This window comes from Streptomyces sp. NPDC058257 (genome assembly GCF_042881845.1).
Classification (GTDB): domain Bacteria; phylum Actinomycetota; class Actinomycetes; order Streptomycetales; family Streptomycetaceae; genus Streptomyces.
The window spans coordinates 37164-54600 of the sequence record NZ_JBHVXJ010000015.1; the positions used below are offsets into that span (position 1 = coordinate 37164).

Consider the following 17437-nt stretch of genomic DNA (forward strand, 5'->3'; position numbering starts at 1 on the left):
CAGCGCGACAGGCCATCGCAGCCATCGCGGCCATCGCGCTGAAAGGATTCACTCCAATGCGCCGCAAGCTACGGCCGTCTCGCGACGGATGTCAATCGCGTACGGTGCCGATCAGCCCTGTGACATCGGGCCCAGGGTGGGGCTCATGAGGGATCAGGGGACGGAAATGACGTACGGGGTGTGTCCCGGCTGTGGGGGGGGGCGGCGAGGTGTACGAGGGGCAGGCCCACTACGGCCAGACCAACCCGAACGTACGCCTGAAGTTCGGGGCGATCCACGGACGGGCCGTCCCGGTGTCGGCGCTGGTCCGCCCGGACCGCGGGCGCCTTGAGTGACGCCTGGAGTGGCGCCTCGCCCTCGACGCGGACGTCAGGGACGACGTACGACGGCACTTCACCCACGTTCGACCTGAGTGGCCCCCGGTCACGTTCGACCTGAGTGGCCCCCGGTGCCGCGCCACCCACCTGCCGGCGGCGCGGCACCAGAGGGCTCAGTGCCTGTCGTGCTGGTCAGTCCAGGACCAGGTCGCCGAAGTGGACCACGGTGGTTTCCTCGTGGACGACGTTCAGAGCGTCGTCCACGGGTCCGTCGGCGGCGGCGACCCCAGAGCCGCCGAGGACGGCGATGGCGGCCAGGACCGTGGCGGTGACAGCTGTGCGCAAGCGCATGGGGCAATCCTTTGCTCGTGGTTACGGAGATCAGAAGAAGGCCTATCCAGCGGGCTCGGGCCGCACACGGACTCCGAGCCAAGCCCACTCGTCTGCAGGTGTCCCCTGCCGCCGAGCGTGGTCGAGCGGGCCGCTTCGAGGTGGCGCCGAGGTGCTCAGTGCGGCACGGCGAGGAAGCGGCGGGCGCCGCGCAACGTGGTGCGCAGCCCGTGCTGGGGTGGGTGGCGGCTGTCGAGGCGGACGTCGATCGCCCCGGGAAGTGCGCTGTCGGCCCGCAGGCCCGAGGCCGGGCGGGAGGCGCGTCAGCCCCGTCCCGCCCGGCGATGAGGGGGCCCGTTTCGTGACGCTCACGGCGTCGGCTCCTGTCCCATGGTGTACGCCGTTCGTGTCGCAGGACGCGAGTTCCGGCAGGGCGGCGGCCAGATCGGCGACATGCTCCGGGCCACGGATGCCGCCGGTGAACAGGACGCCGTTCCGGGTCCCGGCCACGACTGCTTCGACGCGCTCAGGATCCCGCGGATCGAGGCGTGCCACGCCGCCTCGGGACGACCGCCGGGTCTGGTGGCGAAGGTCGCGACCGTCCTGTGCCCGGCCGCTGCCGCCCGGCGGACAAGAGCGGAGCCCAGGAACCGGCAGCCACCGGCGATCACGACTGTCCTGACGCGGCACGGTGGAGGGTCCCAGGGCCGCTCCAACTCACGTCAGGCGCCACAGATGATCCGCCGTGCCGTTGTCCTCGAACTGCACGACCTGCGCACTGTTGGCCGTCGACATGCCGTCCACCCCGAGGACTTTGCCGCTGTGCCGGTTGCGGAGCAGGAACCAGTCGTCCCCCTTGTCCACCTTCTCCCAGCGCAGGTGCCCGGCTCCGTTGTCGGTGAACTGAACGGACCTGGCGGAATTGGCCGTTGACGCGCTTTCGATGCCGAGCACCTTGCCGCTGTGCCCGTTGCGCAGGGTGTACCAGCCCTCGCCCCGGTCGATGAGCTGCCACGCGTGGTCGCCCGTACCGGAGTTGTCGAACTGGACCACGCGGCCACCCTCGTCCAGGGACATGCCGTCGACCGCGAGGACCTTGCCGCTGTGCCGGTTCTCGATCCGGCGGTAGGGCGGCTCGGGCGTCCAGGGCCGACCGTCGGGGGCCGCCGTGGGGAACGCGGTGACGCGCAGGCGTGCCGCGCCCATCGGGATGAGCGTCACCTCCTCCGTCGCGCCGGTGGCACGGGCCGGGCTCGCCTGGAGCGGGGCCACCACGTGCTCGTCGTCAGCCACCCATTCCTCCAGGCGCCGGGCGCGGGCACGGATGCGTACCGGGACGCCCTCGTGCGTGAACGGGTCGCCGGTCAGCGGTCCGGAGTCGGCGGTGAAGGAGAGGCCGTTCCCGGGGTGGGGGGCGAGTGCGTAGTTCCACGGGGTGGTCGCGTGCACCGCTTGGTGGGGGAAGGCGTCCGTGCCCGCGTACCGCTCGTATGACTCGCCGATGCGCAGGGAGTACGTGAGGGGGCCGCGGTCGACGCTGACCGCCCCGCTCTTCCAGGTGCGTACCGCCGTGCTCTGCGGCAGCTTCAACGTGACGCGGTCCCCGTGGCGCCAGGTCCGCTCGACCTCGGCGAAGGCCGGTCCGTCCGGGGCCTTCAACCTGACGCCGTTCACGGAGAGTTGAGGGCTTTCGCACCAGCCGGGTACGCGCAGCCGCAGCGGGAAGCGCACCGGCTCGTCCATGGCGAGAGTGAGGGTGACTGTCTCCTTGAAGGGGTAGTCGGTGTCCTCGGTGATCGTGACGGAGGTGGCGCCGTCCCCGACGTTCGCCGTGACCCGGCACGGCGCGTACATCGCCGCCGCCAGGCCGCGCTCCGGGGTCGCGAGCCACAGTTCCTCGGTGAAGTACGGCCAGCCCATGCCGTAGTTGTGCGGGCAGCAGCGGTACTGGTCGACGCCCGGCTGGAAGGACTGCATCGCGAAGCCGTTCTGGAACTGCCCTTGCGTCTTGCGGGCGTTGTCGAGGTCGACGCTGTTGGCACTGGTGACGTAGTGGATGCCCGTTCCCGCGGGGTCGGTCGCCGCGGGCAGCATGTTGAAGGCCAGCTCTTCGCACAGGTCGGCCCAGACCGGGTCTCCGGTGATGCGGGTGAGGAGTTCGTGGCTGGCCATGAACTCGACGGTGCCGCAGGTCTCGAAGCCCTGACGGGGGTCGCCGAAGCCGGGGCGCGCGTTCTCGTCCCCCGCGAAGCCGCCGCCAGGGAACTGTCCGTACGTCCCGATCGCGGTCGCGTAGTTGCGGTACGTCGCCCGGGTGTGAGCCGCCTCGCCGGAGCGCAGGGCGTACTGCGCGGGCTCCCGGAAGCCCTGCGCCACATTGACGTTGTGCCAGTCGGCGACGCCGCCGGACCAGTCCACGCCGTGGGTGTGCATCTTGTCCGCGAGGTCGAGCAGGAAGCTCTCCCGGGTGCGGTTGTAGGCCCAGAAGGCGACGTCGAGCCCGTCGCCCCAGCGCTTGGAGACCCAGCTGGAGTCGAAGGCACCGGGTCCCTGCGCGTTCATGAAGCGCATGAAACGCAGGACGAACGGCAGGATCCTTCTGTCGCCGGTGAACTCCTCGTGCGAGCGGAGCGCCTGAAGGAGCGGCAGATAGGGCCAGAAGTCCGGGCCGCCGTTCAGTTGGGTGCGCAGTCTTCTCGGGCCGAAGAAACCGTCAGCTTCCTGGGTGGCGATGATCGCGTCGATCCACCGGCGGCTCTCCGCGAGGGCGGTGCGGTCTCCGGTGAGGGCGGCGAGGTCGACGTACCCCCGCAGCCAGTACGTCACTTCCTCCCACCCTTCCTTGTCCGGGTGGACCCAGCCGGAGTCGTCGAAGGCGAGGAAGTGCGAGATCTCCGCGTACCGCCCGAACAGGCCGCCGAGCAGCAGGTCGAGCTGTCCGCGCAGCCAGCCGCGCGCGGTGACGCTGCCCACCGGAAGCCTCTGGAACGCGGTGGGGGCCAGGGGCGCGGCGCTCGGGCCGTAGAGACCGCCGCGCCCCTGGCTCGCCGCCCGCGCGGCGGGGCCGGTGACGGCGGTCAGCCCGCCGGCCGCGCCGAGGGTGATCGCGCCGGAGCGCTGGAGGAAGTGGCGTCGGCCGAGCTGCGTCATGAGGAAGTACCGTCCCGTCGTCGTCCGTGTGCGCTGGTGGCTGCCGTGCAGAGCGCTTTACAACGTTGGAAAACTGAGGCGTACGAAATCCCTGTCGCGCGCTACATGGCATGTGGGCAACAGGGCAGTTGGCATCTCAGCACCGAGTGACGGGATTGTCCAGAGGGAGGGAAGGGAGGGACGGGGTCGGCCGTCCCTCCCCCGGCTCACCAGTCGTGGACGGTTCCGTCCTGCAGTCGGTTGACCGGCAGATAGGCCGCTTCGTAGGGGTGGGCGGCCGCGAGCTCCTCGTCCAGTTCCACGCCGATGCCGGGAGCCTCGCCCGGGTGCAGGTGGCCGTCCGTGAACGTGTAGGCGTGCCGGAAGACCTCATCGGTGAGGCGGGTGTGGCCCGAGTACTCCTGGATCCCGAAGTTGTGCACGGCGAGGTCCAGGTGCAGGGCCGCGGCCATCCCCACCGGGGAGATGTCCTCGGGGCCGTGCACCGCGCTCTTGATCTGGTACTGCGCCGCGAAGTCGAAGAGCTTGCGCAGCGGTGTGACACCCCCGAAGTGAGTGACCGCGGAACGTACGTAGTCGATCAACTGCTCGGTGATCAGGGCCTGGTAGTCGTGCACGGTGTTGAAGACCTCACCGATGGCCAGCGGCGTCGAGGTGCGCCGGCGCACCAGTCGAAGGGCCTCCTGGTTCTCGGCCGGTGTGCAGTCCTCGAGCCAGAACGGCCGGTACGGTTCCAGGTCCTTGCCGAGCCTGGCTGCCTGGATCGGGCTGAGCCGGTGGTGTGCGTCGTGGAGCAGCGGGAGTTCGGCGCCGAACTCCGCGCGGACCGCCTCGAATACGGTGGGCGTGTGGCGCAGGTAGGCGTCGGTGTCCCAGTCCTCCACGAGGGGGTGGGCCTGCTGGTGCAGGACGGGTTCGCCGCCGTCGTCGGTGCTGTGCACGCCGTACACGGCCTTCAGGCCGGGGATCCCCGACTGGACGCGCACCGCGGGATACCCCTCGGCGATCCTGGCCCGCACGGAGTCGAGCAGTTCGGGGATGTCACGGCCGTTCGCGTGTCCGTAGGTGCGGATGCGCTCGCGGCTCGCGCCGCCGAGGAGCTGGTAGAGCGGCAGGCCCGCGGCCTTCGCCTTGATGTCCCACAGGGCGACGTCGACGGCGGCGATCGCGGCCATGGTGACGGGTCCGCGCCGCCAGTAGGCCCCCCGGTACAGGTACTGCCAGGTGTCCTCGATCCGGTGCGGGTCACGGCCGATGAGCAGGGGTACGACGTGGTCGGTCAGATAGCTGACCACGGCGAGTTCCCGGCCGTTGAGGGTGGCGTCGCCGAGTCCGGTGAGGCCGTCGTCGGTCGTCAGCTTCAGGGTGACGAAGTTGCGGCCCGGGCTTGTGACGACGACCTTCGCGTCGACGATCTTCATACGGGTGCTCTTTCCGGTGTGGTGATGCGGGACAGGGTGGGGAGGGCCGGCGCGGCTTGCCGCTCAGCCCTTGGTGGCGCCCGAGGTGAGACCGGCCACCAGGTACTTCTGTCCGACGACGGCGGCGATGACGACGGGGACGGTGATGAGGGTGGCGGCGGCCATGAGACCGCCCCAGTCGGTGCTTGCGTAGGAGATGAAGTTGAAGAGGGTCACCGGCACGGTCTGGGTGCGGTCGTCGGCGAAGACCAGCGCGAACATGAAGTTGTTCCAGCTGAAGACGAACGCCAGGAGCGAGGCGGTTGCGGTGCCGGGTGCGGCCAGGGGCAGCGAGATGCGCCAGAAGGCGCCGAACGCGCTCAGGCCGTCGGTGCGGGCGGCTTCTTCGAGTTCGACCGGAAGACCGGCGAAGAAGCTGATCATGATCCACATGATCAGCGGCACGGAGACGAACATGTGGCTGAGCACGAGGACCGTGTAGGAGCCGACGAGCCCCATCTGCGCGAACAGGTAGTACCAGGGCACGAGCAGCGAGATCGCGGGAACGATGCGGGCGACGAGGATCAGGGACCCGGTGCGGTGCATGCCGAACCGGCCCACGGCCCATGCGGCGGGCACGGCGATGACGGCGGAGAGCACCGTGGATACCACCCCCACGAGCAGGGAGTTGCCCATGGAGCGGACGATCTGCCCGGCCTCGACGATGCTGCGGAAGTTGTCGAGGGTGGGCTTGAACCACAGGCCCACGCTCGGGTCGGTCACCTGCACATTGGTCTTGAAGGCGGCGGCGAACATCCACACGAGGGGCAGCGCGAAGACCAGGGTGACCAGGGCGATGGCCGTGCCGCGCAGCCATGTCCACTTCCTGCGCCCGCGGACAGCGGGCGTGCCGGGCGGCCGGGGCGCGGAGCTCTTCGGCGGGCGGGTCGCGGGGGTGACGGTGGAACTCATGCGTTCTTCCTTCCGCCGCGGCGGCGCAGCAGGACCACGACACCGATGATGAACAGCGTGAACAGGACCAGGACGGCGGCGGCAAGGCCGTACTCCTGGTAGTCGAAGGTGAGTCCGTAGGCGTAGACGTTGAGCGTCTCCGCCTCGAAGTCGGAGCCGCCGCCCGCGCCCTTGGTGGCGTAGAGGATGTCGAAGGTCTTGAGCGCGTCGACGGCGCGCAGGACAAGGGCTGTGGCGAGGGTGGGGCCGAGCATCGGCAGGATGACGTAGCGGAAGCGCTGCCAGGCACTCGCGCCGTCGACGAGCGCGGCTTCCTCGGGCTCCTCGGGAAGCGTGGTCAGGCCCGCGAGCAGGAGCAGCGTCATCATCGGCGTCCACTGCCACACGTCGATGAGCATCAGCATCGGCAGTGACTGGCTCACCGAGCCGAGGAACTCCTGGCGGGGCAGGCCGATGGAGGCGAGCAGATGGTTGGCGATGCCGTTGGTGGGGTCGAGGATCAGCAGCCACAGGACGCCGATCGCGACGGGGGTGGCGAGCAGCGGGATGATCAGGACGGTGCGCACCAGGCGCATGCCGCGGAACGGCTTGCGCATGAGCATCGCGAGCGCGAGGCCGAGGACCGTCTCCAGGACCACGGCGCCGACGGTGAAGACCAGGGTGCGGCGCGCGGCGGGCCAGAAGCGGCGGGCATCGCCGAGCGCGTCGATGAAGTTCCGCAGGCCGATGTGGCGCTTGTCGGCGTTCACCGCGCCGAACGCGTCGGTCAGGCTCAGGTCGAGCGTGAAGGCCAGCGGGAAGACGATCATCAGGCCGACGAAGAGCAGTGCCGGGGCGAGCATCGCCCACTTCAGCCGCCGGTTGGCCTGCTCGAAGGTGCGCGGCGGCCGGGTGCGGCGCGCGTCCTTCCCCGGGGTCGGGGTGTCGGCGCGGGCCGGGGAGACCTCGGTGGCGGCCATCAGGACTCCTTGTGGCGGTTGTCGCGTACGAGGAAATCGGCGAACTCCGCGTCGGCGTCGCGCACGACGGGCCCTACGGACTCACCGAGGATCGACGCGACCAGCGGACGGCCGACGATGTCCCTGGCCCGGCCGACCTGGAGGACCCGTGGCCGGTCGTAGCCGAGGCCGCGTTCGGCGTTGAGCCGCATCGACTCGGCGAGATCCTTCGGGAAGGCGGCGAGGGTCCGGGGGTCGGCCCATACGGAGCTGCGGGCGCCCGGGATGCCGTCGGACTGGAGAGCCGCGGACATCTCAGGCCCCGCGGCCCACCTGATGAACTCCCAGGCGTCGTCGCGCAGGAGGGAGAACTTGTTGATGCCCAGGCTCCAGGACGGGATGTTGTGCGGCTTGGCACCGGCCGGGCCCGCGGGGAAGGGGGCGAAGCCGACGGATTCGCGTACGCCCTTGGTCGCGACCTTCGGGTCGAGGAAGCTGCTGTAGACGGCGTCGGCGTCTATGTAGAACGCGGCTTTGCCCTGCGCGAAGATCGGCATGGCCTGTTCGAGGCTCATGTTGGTCGCTCCCGGCGGCCCCGCTCTGCCGAGGAGCCCGCCGTAGTACTCGTAGGCGGCCAGTGCCTGGCGGCTGCCGATGCCGGACTTGCCGTCGACGAGGAAGTCGCCGCCGTGCGAGTACAGGAAGCTGGACCACTGGGACACGGCGCCGCTGCGCTGCCCGCGGCCGACGTATCCGTAGAACCCCTTCTTCTTGTCCGTGAGTTCCAGTGCGGACGACATCAGGGCGTCGAGGGTGCGCGGCGGTCCTTCGACGAGGTCCTTGCGGTAGTACAGCGTGGGGCGTTCGGTCACCACCGGGACGCTCAGCACCCTGCCCTGCGCCACGGAGGCCTCGCGCGGCGCCTTCTGGAAGTCCGCCCAGTCGAACTCCTTGTCGCCCTCGACCCGGTCGGTGAGGTCGGCGAGCCAGTCGTTGTGCGCGAAGACCAGCTGTTCCTGGAGCGCGCGCACCATCATGACGTCCACGTCGGTGCCCGATGCGTTGAGCTTGACGTTGTAACTGCTCGACAGTTGGTCGGCGGTGAGCAGGGTCATCGAGACCCTGCGTCCGATCCGCTCCTCGAACTCCTTCGTCCGCCGCTTGACCGCCTGCGACCACACGTGGTTGATCGCCATGATCCGCAAGGGGCTGCGCGCCGAGGGGTCGGCACCCTGCGGCGAACAGGCGCCCACTGCGCCCACGCCGACGGCTCCCGCCGCCCCTGCGGTCAGCCTGCCGAAGGAGCGCCTGCTCAAAAGCCGGCTGCTCGTGGACATCGTTGTCCTCGTCTCTGTGGTGGGTGGCACGGTGGTCCCGATGGCCCGGTGGTTTCGGTGGTTTCGGTGGTTCCGGTGGGGACTGCGACTCCCGAAACCACTGGTCCAACTGGTAGGACCAGTTGACTGACGGGACCGTAACAGGACATGAACGCTCACGAACAGACCCTGAGAGAAAGATCCACACAACAGAACGGTCACGCCGCCCTGATCCACACCGAGGGCGGCTACTCCCCCGCCCTGCCGCCCGCCCGCCGGACCTCCGCCTGCCCAAGGAGCGTCTCGATGTGGTTGCGCGCCATGATGTCCACCTGCACATCGAGGTCCGCCCCGTACGTACGCAGGCCGAGCATCAGGTGCTCCCGCATCCGTACCGCCGCGAGTTCCTCGTCCCGCGCCTCGATCGCCTCGAAGATCTCCGGGTGATGCGGCACCCCGGGCTCCCCGATCGAGGGGTCCGAGTTCGAGCGGAGCATCATCTCGAACATCATCCCGCTGATCGACGACAGCATGATCCGCAGTACGGGATTCTTGCTCGCCACCGCGATCGCGTCATGGAACTCCATGTCCGCCTGCGCCTTGACCACGACATCCGTGGCCGACTCCAGGGCGTCGCACGCGCCGCGCATCACCGCGATGTCCTCGTCCGTGGCTCGCCTGGTCGCCAGTTGGACCATCTCGACCTCCAACGGAAGCCGCGCCTCGATCAGTTGACGGACCGTGGGACGCCCGGCGCGGTACAGCGCGTCATACCCCCTGGCCTGACCCGAGCTCTGCTCACGCACGAAGGAACCACGCCCCGGCGCGACCTCGATCAGGTGCTGCGCCTCAAGGCGCCGCAGCACCTCCCGCACGACATTGCGGCTGGAGCCGAACTGGGCCGCCAGCTCGCGCTCGGAAGGCAGCTTGGCCCCGACCGCGATCTCACCGGAACGGATCTCGTGTTCCAGCTGACGTGCGATCCGCTCCGTCAGCAGGCCGCGCTCGGCGGGATCGGAAAGACGACCCGGCTGGGCGGAATCCGGCGACGGCGAGGGAGCGGACGGCTGCATGGTCGCAGCGTACAACCCGGTCCAAAGCCTTGATCACCGCGCGGGGCCCTCGCACCTCACGCCAGGAGCACTCGCACCTCACGCCGGGGACACCACCCTCGTCACGCCGCGGGTACGACGCTCGTCACGCCGGGGTACCGCCCTCGCGCGCGTCACGTGCGGCCGAGGCGCAGGACGCGGGCCAGGGTGAGCCCGGCGCCGATGATCGTGACGGGGGTGCGCGTGGTGGCTCCTCGGGATCGGAACCGCCGGTGATCTCCGGCGGCCGTTTCCGCGACGGTGCCAGGACCCGCCGACAGGCCACCGACAGCGGAGCCAAGGCCCTCGGCAGCCGACCGGCACCCACCGCCATGGCTCCCGGCGACGGGACCGCGCGGGGTCAGTCCGAAGGCGCCGGCTCCGTAGCGATCAGTCCCTGCCGGTAGGCGACACCCACCGCCTCCGTACGGCTCGCCGCCCCCAGCTTGGCCAGGATGTTGGAGACATGGACGCTGGCCGTCTTGGGGCTGATGAACAGTTCCTCGCCGATCTGCCGGTTGCTGCGGCCGAGGGCGAGCAGACGCAACACATCCTGCTCGCGCGCCGTCAGCACCGCGGCACGGTCCCTGGCCGGTACCGCCAGCCGGCCGCGGCGCACCAGAGCGTCAAGACGCTCGCGCAAGACAGTGGCGCCGAGCCGGTCGGCCTCCTGGCGCACCGCGTCGACCTCGACGGTCGCCTCCTCGCGACGGTCGGCCGCAAGCAGTGCCTCGGCGAGGCGCAGTCGGCACCGCGCACGTTCATAGGCGTCGCCGTACGCGAAGGCCGCCAGCGCCTTCTCCCAGGCCGCCACGTCAGGACCGGACACGGCTCGTGTCCATTCGGCTTCGACACGAGCCAGCCACGCCTGTCCCTCCGGCCCCTGTGGCCTGCCGTCCTCGCCGCGCGCGGCCGAGGCCCGCGCCTGTTCCACGAGTGCGGCAGCGGTGTCCGCCCGGCGCCTCGCCGCCTCCTCGTCACCGCGCATACGCAGCTCGGCCGCCGAGTCGGCTACCGCGGACAGGGCCAGAGCCGCGAGCCGGACCGTGGCGTCGGGCACCGCGCCCGTGTCGTCGGTGAGGGAACCGACGGTGTGCCCCATCGCCCGCACCGCCTCGTCCGGGTCCCCGCGCAGCGCGGCGGCATCGATCCGCACGATGCCGGCGACCAGCGCGTTCTTCCAGTCGAAGTGCCCATCCAGCAACGCTTGGGCGCGCTCGACAGCACTGAAATCGCCGCGTGCCAGCGCTACGTACAGCCCGGGACCGGCCGTGAAGCCGCCCGAGCCGGACTGGGTCCCCACGTCCTCGGCCGCGCCGCGCGCGCACTCGTCCCAGTAGCCGAGCGTGTACTGCACCAGCAGCCGCAGGTAGCGCATCTCCAGCGAATACGGCGAGGACAGCAGCCCGGAACGGCGGGCCCGGTCCAGGCCCTCCTCCACCCACGGCAGGCATCGCTCCAGGTCGCCGGTTTCGACGCAGCCCATGGCCAGGTTGAACAAGGCACGCATCTCCACATGCGCGTTACCCGCCCGCAGCGCAAGCTCCCGCGCCTCGTGCAGCCGCTCCCTGCCCTCCGGGGTACGCCGGTTGCTGTCCGCGTGAACGGTCATGGAGATCAGGAGATCGGCCAGCGCGTCGTCGACCCCCAATTCAGCGGCGACACGCAGAGCCTGGCGGCCGACCCGTCGCGCGCTCTCGCCCCCGTCACTCTGACGCGCGGCCACCATCATGTACGTGGCCGCCGCCCACACCCAGGTCGCCGAAGGGGGCTCGGCGGGGATCAGGGCGAGAGCCTCACTGCTGTGCGCGACGGCGGCCGACAGATTGTCGACGTTCAGCAGGTTCCCGGCGAGCGTGTAGCGGACACGGGCGGCGAGCTCCAGGTCGGCGTCCTGACCGAGACCGGCGAGGGCGGACCTGGTGAGGGAGACGGCACGGTGCAACTCCCCGGCATGGGCGGCCGCCGCCGAGGCACGCAGCGTGAGCGTCACGGAGTCGGTACCGGCGGGCCGGCCGTCGGCGCTGACCGCCGACCACAGGTCGAGGGCCGCTTCGATGTGCCGCAACTCCTCGGCGGGAGCGCCGACGCGCTGGGCGTGGTCGGCGGCCTCCAGGGAGGCGGCGAGCGCCTCGGGCAGGTCGTGGTTCTCGCGGAAGTGGTGGGCGCGCTCGGCCGCGCTGCCGGACGAGCGGCCACGCTCGGCGAGCAGGCGCGCGAACACGCCGTGCAGCCGGGCCCGTTCACCGGGCAGGAGATCGGCGTAGACCGCCTCCCGCGCGAGCGCGTGCCGGAAGGAGTACGTGTCACCGTCACCGGGGACGAGCAACTGCCGCTCCACGACCTCCCGCAGCACCGCCTCCAGCTCCTTCTCCGGCAGCCCCACGGCGTCCCGCAGCAGGTCGTGACTGACCCGGCGCCCGGCGACAGCCGCGGTGCGCAGCATCTGCTGGGCGGTCTCGGACAGCTGCTCGACCCGGATAAGCAGGACGTCGGCCAGACCGCTGGGCACGCCACCGGCCGGAGCGTCCGTGGCCGCGACCAGCTCCTCCGCGTAGAAGGCGTTGCCCTCGGCCCGCTCGACGATCCGATGGATGGTCGCGTCCGGCAGGGAATCGTCCCGCAAGGAACGCACGAGGCGGGCCACATCCGCGTCGGGCAGCGGTTGAAGCTCAAGCCGCTCCACGGCGGGCAGCCGCACCAGCTCGGCAAGGAGGGGGCGCAGGGGGTGACGGCGGTGCAGGTCGTCCGCACGGTACGAGGCGAACACCGCGAGCCGGTGGTCGTGCGAACCGCGGGCCGGCCGCTTGAGGACACCTCGGCTGAGCAGGAACCGCAGGAGGTCACGGGAGGACTGATCGGCCCAGTGCAGGTCCTCGATGATCAGCAACAGTGGGGCGATGTCCGCGAGTTCGGCCAGCAGGGCTGCCACGTCCTCGAAGAGCCGGAGCCGCCTGTTCACGTCCCCCACGGCATCCGTGCCGCCACCGAGCAGCCGTTCCGTCACCGGATGACCGCTGAGGACCGAGGTGAACCGCTCGTCCGCGGCCAGCGCGCCGAGTATCTCGGTGAACGGCAGATACGGCAGGCCGACATCACCGAGGTCGACACAGTGTCCGATGAGCACGGTCATCCCGGTCGCGGCGGCTCGTCCGGCGACCTCGTCGAGCGCCCTTGTCTTGCCGACCCCGGCGTCTCCGGCGATCAGCACCGCGCGCGCCTCGCCGGCGCGGGCTCGCTCCAGTACGTCAGCGAGACGGTCGAGTTCGGCTTCCCGACCGATGAGTTGGCTGGTGAACTGGGTATGCGACACGTTCCACATCCTGGCACACGAGTTCGGTACGCCTCCGTGGCCGACTGTCGCTGCACGTAGGCTGGCCCGGACTCGATGATCACGTGCCTGGATGATCACGTGTCTGAAGGAGGCGGCGACGGATGGGCCGGGATGTTCTGCGCTGGAGTGTTCTGCCCTGGAGCGAATACCGCAGCATGCCGTGGAAGAACGGCGGCGGTACGACCCGGGAGGTCGCGTCGGGCGTCGTGCGGGTGCCTCCCTCTTCGTCTCCCTCCTCGTCCCCCTCCTTGTCTCCCTCCTCGTCCCCCTCCTCGGCGGAGCCCGTGGCCGGCTTCGACTGGCGGGTGAGTGTCGCGGACGTGAACGCCGGAGGCGCCTTCTCCCCCTTCCCCGGGGTCGACCGCGTGATCACCCCGGTCGAGGGCGAAGGCATGGTGCTGACTGTCGACGGGACCCCGCGGCCGGTCGGGCCGCTGAGCCCCTTCGCCTTCTCCGGCGACGCGGCGACGGACTGTCGCCTCGATGCGGGCGCGGTGCGCAACATGAACGTGATGACCCGCAGGGGCCGGGCGACGGCACAGGTGCGGATCGTCACCGTCGCCGCGGCCCGGGAGGCGGAGACGGAGATGACGTGCGCGTCGGGCGAGACCCTGCTCGTCATGGCGGCCACCGAGGGGATCACCCTCGGCGGACCTGACGGGCGGGAGACCCCGCTCGGCCGTCTCGACTGCGTACGTCACGAAGGCCCGGGGGCGCTGACCCTGCGGGGCGACGGCGTAGTGGCCGCGATCAGGATCACTGCGGCGCTCTGACGCGCGCTGACGGAGTTCCGGCGGCCGGAGTCTGCCGCGAAGCCCCTCCCCCGAGGGCCCTCAGCGGTCCCGAGCCGCGCGGGCCGAAGGGCTTGTTATTAGCGAAACCCACGACTCGGCGGAAGCCACGACGTCACGCTTGCGTTGAGTGGGCGTACCGCGGTTGTGCCTCCCCCGGAGACGGCGGATTCTGTAGGGGATGAACGGGGCTGATGTGGCGCCATGACTGCACGGAACGCGGAGCGAAGTACTGACTTTCGTGGCCCCCTCGATGTCACCAGGGCGGCCACGGCGGTCGTCGACGCCCAGGACAAGGTCATCGGATGGAGCCCGGCTGCGGAGCGGCTCCTCGGATACCGGCCGCAGGAGATCGTCGGCAGGCCCGTGACCACGTTCCTGTCCCCCGGCCCGACGCGCCCTGTTCTCCCTGTTCCCCCGCTCTCCCTCCGTCCCCAGTTCCAGGGGAACGAGATCCGCGTCGCCCGGCACCGGGACGGGCATGAGCTCATCGTCGCCACCGCCGCGTGCGCCCTGCCGGGCGCGGGCACGGCGACGCGTGTCCTCGTCGCGACCGAGCTGAAGGATCTCCGGCAGTGGGAATCCCGGCTGGCCCTGTTGCATGGACTGGCCACCCAGTCCCCCCTCGGTCTGGCCATCTACGACACCGAACTACGCCTGACCTGGTGCAACGCGGCGTACGAACGGGAGATCGGACGCCCGTTCTCCGAATTCCGTGGCTTTCGGGCGGACCAGCTGTACTCCGAGGGAAAGTTCGTGACCCAGGGGCATCCGCCCACTCTGGACGCAGTCATGCATCAGGTACTGGATACCGGAGAGCCTTTTCTGGACCTGCACTTCCAGGGACGACCGCCAAGCGACCCGGAAACGGACCACATCTGGTCCTGCGCCTACTACCGCCTCCAGGATGCCGACGGACACGTATTCGGAGTGTGCGAGGACGCATTCGACATCTCCGATCGCTACAAGGCCCAGCGGCGCCTCGCCCTGCTCGTCGAAGCGGGCCGCGGCATCGGGAACACCCTCGATGTGCGGATCACGGCAAGGAAGATCACCGAGGTGGCGGTACCGGACTTCGCCGCCGCGGTGACGGTCGACCTCGCGGGGGCGGTACTGGAAGGCGGGGTGCCGGCCACCACCGGTTCGGCGGCGATGTCTCTCGTACGGGTCGCTCGCTCCTCGGCCGAGGAGGACGACGAAGAAGACGAGGAAAGCGAGGAGAACGAGGCGGAGGACGACGCGGAGGTGGAGTACCCGTCCGGTTCGCCACAGGATCGCAGCCTCTCCTCGGGCGGGCTCGTGCTCGACGACAAGACCTTGGTCGTGCCGCTGCGGGCCGGGAACAGCAACCTGGGCATCGTCACTTTCCTTCGCGGCGCCGGTTCGGCCGCCTTCGACAGCGGCGAGGTGGCACTGGCCGACGAGTTGGCCGCCCGTACGGCTGTGTCCATCGACAACGCCCGCCGCTTCACCCGTGAGCGCACCGCGTCGCTGGCCCTGCAGCGCCAACTCCTTCCGCAGCACGTGCCGGAGCAGTCGGCGGTCGAACTGGCCCACCGCTACCTGCCCGCGGACGACGTGACAGGGGTCGGCGGCGACTGGTTCGACGTCATCCCGCTGTCCGGAACCCGGGTCGGACTCGTGGTCGGGGACGTGGTCGGCCACGGCCTGCAGGCAGCCGCCACCATGGGACGGCTGCGTACGACGGTGCGCGCGTTCGCCCAGATGGACATGGATCCCGTCGAACTGCTCTCCCGGGTCGACGATCTGGTGGCGCAGTCGGCGGAGGAGCAACGCGGCGAGCCGGGATCACCCGAAGGCGGCCACGCCGATGTGACCACGGGGGCGACCTGTCTCTACGCGGTCTACGACCCGGTCTCGCGGCGCTGCGTGATGGCCAGGGCCGGACACCTGCCGCCCGCGGTCGTCGACCCGGACGGCGCTCTCTCCTTCCCGGACCTGCCGGCAGGACCGCCTCTGGGCCTGGGCGGTCTGCCGTTCGAGTCGATGGAGACGGAGCTTCCCGTGGGCAGCCTCCTCGCCCTCTTCACCGACGGCCTGGTCGAGGCCCGCGACCGCGACATCGACCACGGCCTCGACACCCTGGGACGTGTACTCAGCGACCGGCACGCGTCACTCGAAGAACTCTGCGACCGGGCAGTGGCGGAACTCCTGCCGGGCGGATCGACCGCCGACGACACCGCCCTGCTGCTCGTCCGTACCCGCGCACTCGACGCGTCACGGGTCAGCGAGTGGGAGCTGCCCGCGGAACCGGTCACCGCAGGCCGTGCCCGGGACCTGGCCACCCAGCAGCTGCACGACTGGGGTCTCGACGAGCTGGCGTTCGCGACCGAACTCGTCGTCAGCGAGCTGGTGACCAACGCGGTGAGATACGCGGAGGGACCGATCCAGGTACGCCTGATCCGTGACCGCACTCTCCTGTGCGAGGTCGCGGACACGGGCCACACCTCACCGCACCTGCGCCACAGCGGCGAGGACGACGAAGGCGGGCGCGGCCTGTTCATCGTCGCGCAACTCGTCCAGAGGTGGGGAACGCGCTACACCCGCTCCGGCAAGACCATCTGGACCGAACAGGCCTTTCCCACGACGGGATGAGACGGCCTGCTCCCACCGGCCCGGGGCGCCGGAGGGACCTCCCCCATCGAATGGGAAGCTGGCCCTCTCGTACCTGAGGAAAGGCCGGACCGAACAACCATGAGCAGCAGTACTGCCGGTGCCCTGGAGCGTGCCGCCGGCCACCGGCAGCGCTTCGACGCGGCCTTCGAGAAGTATTTCGCCGAACTGGCCGGCGACCTGGGCGGCGCACAGCTGGGACGCTTCGCGCCCCGGTGTCTTGACCTCCTCGCCCAGTTGTCGCTGCGCGGCGGGAAGCGGATCCGGATCACCCTGCTCCACGAGGCGGCGGGACTCGTCGGCGCGGACGAGGCGGTGGGGTTGGCAGAAGCCGCGCTGAGTCTTGAGCTGCTCCACAGCCACGCGCTCATCCTCGACGACATCATGGACGACTCGCCGATGCGCCGCGGTGGCCCCTCGACGTACCACGCCTGTCGCCAAGACCTGCCGGACAACCCGCAGGCCGCGCTGGGTCTTGCCATGATGACGGGTGATCTCGCCGGTTTCCTGGCCCTGCGCGTCCTTGTGCGGGCCGACCTGCCCGCGGACCGCAAACAGGCCCTGCTCGACGTCCAGCTCGGCGTGACGACCGACACCGTCATCGGCCAGGTCCTCGACCTCGAACGTGACGTGAACCCCACAGCCGACGAGGGGATGCTGGAGACGGTGTGCGAGTACAAGACCTCGCGCTACACCATCCTGGCTCCCATGCGTCTGGGCCTGCTGGCCGCGGGGCAGGACCTGGTCCCCTACGAGGAGAGCCTCCACCGCTACGCCCGACTCGCGGGTCTCGGCGGCCAGATACGCGATGACTACCTCGACCTCTTCGGCGACCCCGCCCTCACCGGCAAACCCAGGGGCGCCGATCTGCGGGCCGGCCGCCACACCTATGTGACCCGCGACCTCCTCGCCGCCACCGGCGGAGACGAACACGCCACTGTCCGAGCTGCCCTCGGCAACCCCCACTGCACCCCACAGACCATCGACCGCGTCCGTGACATCGCCCACCGCCGCCACGTCCACACCCGCCTGCAGGCGACGCTCGACCACTACGCCCACGCGGCCGCGGCCGAGGCCGCCTCCTGGCACCGGCACTGGAACGAGGAAGCCGTCGCCCTCTTCGAGCAACTCCCCCTGTGGAACAGCCGCCGAACCCGATGACCC

General features: G+C 70.3%; 12 protein-coding genes. 4 read left to right on the forward strand and 8 right to left on the reverse strand.

All coding sequences use genetic code 11. The annotated features are described in order from the left end of the window. The first annotated feature begins 191 nt into the window (after positions 1 to 191). Entirely contained in the window at positions 192 to 335 is a 144-nt protein-coding gene (locus ACFVXC_RS29830) for a hypothetical protein (RefSeq protein WP_389911243.1), read from the forward strand. 174 nt (positions 336 to 509) lie between these two features. On the opposite strand, the gene ACFVXC_RS29835 is transcribed toward ACFVXC_RS29830, so the two are convergent. The 8 genes from ACFVXC_RS29835 to ACFVXC_RS29870 form a co-directional block, all read right to left on the reverse strand. Then, the gene (locus ACFVXC_RS29835) at positions 510 to 668 is read right to left on the reverse strand and encodes a hypothetical protein (RefSeq protein ID WP_389911246.1); all 159 of its coding nucleotides are present in this window, start codon (positions 666 to 668) and stop codon (positions 510 to 512) included. A gap of 696 nt (positions 669 to 1364) precedes the next feature. After that, positions 1365 to 3797: an RICIN domain-containing protein gene (locus tag ACFVXC_RS29840; RefSeq protein ID WP_389911249.1), complete on the reverse strand. Its 2433-nt coding sequence runs from the start codon at positions 3795 to 3797 to the stop codon at positions 1365 to 1367. A 206-nt stretch (positions 3798 to 4003) separates the two neighbouring features. Beyond that, positions 4004 to 5218: a D-mannonate dehydratase ManD gene (gene manD, locus ACFVXC_RS29845; protein WP_389911252.1), complete on the reverse strand. Its 1215-nt coding sequence runs from the start codon at positions 5216 to 5218 to the stop codon at positions 4004 to 4006. Between the two features lie 63 nt (positions 5219 to 5281). Further along, entirely contained in the window at positions 5282 to 6169 is an 888-nt protein-coding gene (locus ACFVXC_RS29850) for a carbohydrate ABC transporter permease (RefSeq protein ID WP_389911255.1), read from the reverse strand. Further along, positions 6166 to 7128: a carbohydrate ABC transporter permease gene (locus ACFVXC_RS29855; protein WP_389911258.1), complete on the reverse strand. Its 963-nt coding sequence runs from the start codon at positions 7126 to 7128 to the stop codon at positions 6166 to 6168. The genes ACFVXC_RS29850 and ACFVXC_RS29855 overlap by 4 nt, the downstream gene beginning before the upstream one ends. Beyond that, entirely contained in the window at positions 7128 to 8444 is a 1317-nt protein-coding gene (locus tag ACFVXC_RS29860; protein ID WP_389911261.1) for an ABC transporter substrate-binding protein, read from the reverse strand. Before ACFVXC_RS29860 ends, ACFVXC_RS29855 begins: the two co-directional genes overlap by 1 nt. Before the next feature lie 227 nt (positions 8445 to 8671). After that, complete coding sequence (locus tag ACFVXC_RS29865; RefSeq protein ID WP_389911264.1) at positions 8672 to 9496, reverse strand: FadR/GntR family transcriptional regulator; 825 nt, start codon at positions 9494 to 9496, stop codon at positions 8672 to 8674. Positions 9497 to 9875: 379 nt separating this feature from the next. Next, entirely contained in the window at positions 9876 to 12836 is a 2961-nt protein-coding gene (locus ACFVXC_RS29870; RefSeq protein ID WP_389911267.1) for an AAA family ATPase, read from the reverse strand. 113 nt (positions 12837 to 12949) lie between these two features. Between ACFVXC_RS29870 and ACFVXC_RS29875 the strand changes: the two genes are divergently transcribed. The 3 genes from ACFVXC_RS29875 (at position 12950) to ACFVXC_RS29885 (ending at position 17434) form a co-directional block, all read left to right on the forward strand. Then, the gene (locus tag ACFVXC_RS29875; RefSeq protein ID WP_389911269.1) at positions 12950 to 13621 is read left to right on the forward strand and encodes a HutD family protein; all 672 of its coding nucleotides are present in this window, start codon (positions 12950 to 12952) and stop codon (positions 13619 to 13621) included. A 222-nt stretch (positions 13622 to 13843) separates the two neighbouring features. Further along, positions 13844 to 16255, forward strand: coding sequence for a SpoIIE family protein phosphatase (locus ACFVXC_RS29880; protein ID WP_389911272.1), 2412 nt, complete (start codon positions 13844 to 13846; stop codon positions 16253 to 16255). A gap of 99 nt (positions 16256 to 16354) precedes the next feature. Further along, positions 16355 to 17434, forward strand: a complete 1080-nt coding sequence (locus ACFVXC_RS29885; RefSeq protein WP_389911275.1) for a polyprenyl synthetase family protein — start codon at positions 16355 to 16357, stop codon at positions 17432 to 17434. Positions 17435 to 17437: the final 3 nt, after the last annotated feature.

Excerpts from the sequence above, each read along its gene's own strand:
- ACFVXC_RS29870 (WP_389911267.1), bottom strand. The coding sequence starts at position 12,836 with ATGTGGAACGTGTCGCATACCCAGTTCACCAGCCAACTCATCGGTCGG.
- ACFVXC_RS29855 (WP_389911258.1), bottom strand. The coding sequence starts at position 7,128 with ATGGCCGCCACCGAGGTCTCCCCGGCCCGCGCCGACACCCCGACCCCG.
- ACFVXC_RS29835 (WP_389911246.1), bottom strand. The coding sequence starts at position 668 with ATGCGCTTGCGCACAGCTGTCACCGCCACGGTCCTGGCCGCCATCGCC.
- ACFVXC_RS29850 (WP_389911255.1), bottom strand. The coding sequence starts at position 6,169 with ATGAGTTCCACCGTCACCCCCGCGACCCGCCCGCCGAAGAGCTCCGCG.
- ACFVXC_RS29880 (WP_389911272.1), top strand. The coding sequence starts at position 13,844 with ATGACTGCACGGAACGCGGAGCGAAGTACTGACTTTCGTGGCCCCCTC.
- manD (WP_389911252.1), bottom strand. The coding sequence starts at position 5,218 with ATGAAGATCGTCGACGCGAAGGTCGTCGTCACAAGCCCGGGCCGCAAC.
- ACFVXC_RS29865 (WP_389911264.1), bottom strand. The coding sequence starts at position 9,496 with ATGCAGCCGTCCGCTCCCTCGCCGTCGCCGGATTCCGCCCAGCCGGGT.
- ACFVXC_RS29885 (WP_389911275.1), top strand. The coding sequence starts at position 16,355 with ATGAGCAGCAGTACTGCCGGTGCCCTGGAGCGTGCCGCCGGCCACCGG.
- ACFVXC_RS29840 (WP_389911249.1), bottom strand. The coding sequence starts at position 3,797 with ATGACGCAGCTCGGCCGACGCCACTTCCTCCAGCGCTCCGGCGCGATC.
- ACFVXC_RS29860 (WP_389911261.1), bottom strand. The coding sequence starts at position 8,444 with ATGTCCACGAGCAGCCGGCTTTTGAGCAGGCGCTCCTTCGGCAGGCTG.
- ACFVXC_RS29875 (WP_389911269.1), top strand. The coding sequence starts at position 12,950 with ATGGGCCGGGATGTTCTGCGCTGGAGTGTTCTGCCCTGGAGCGAATAC.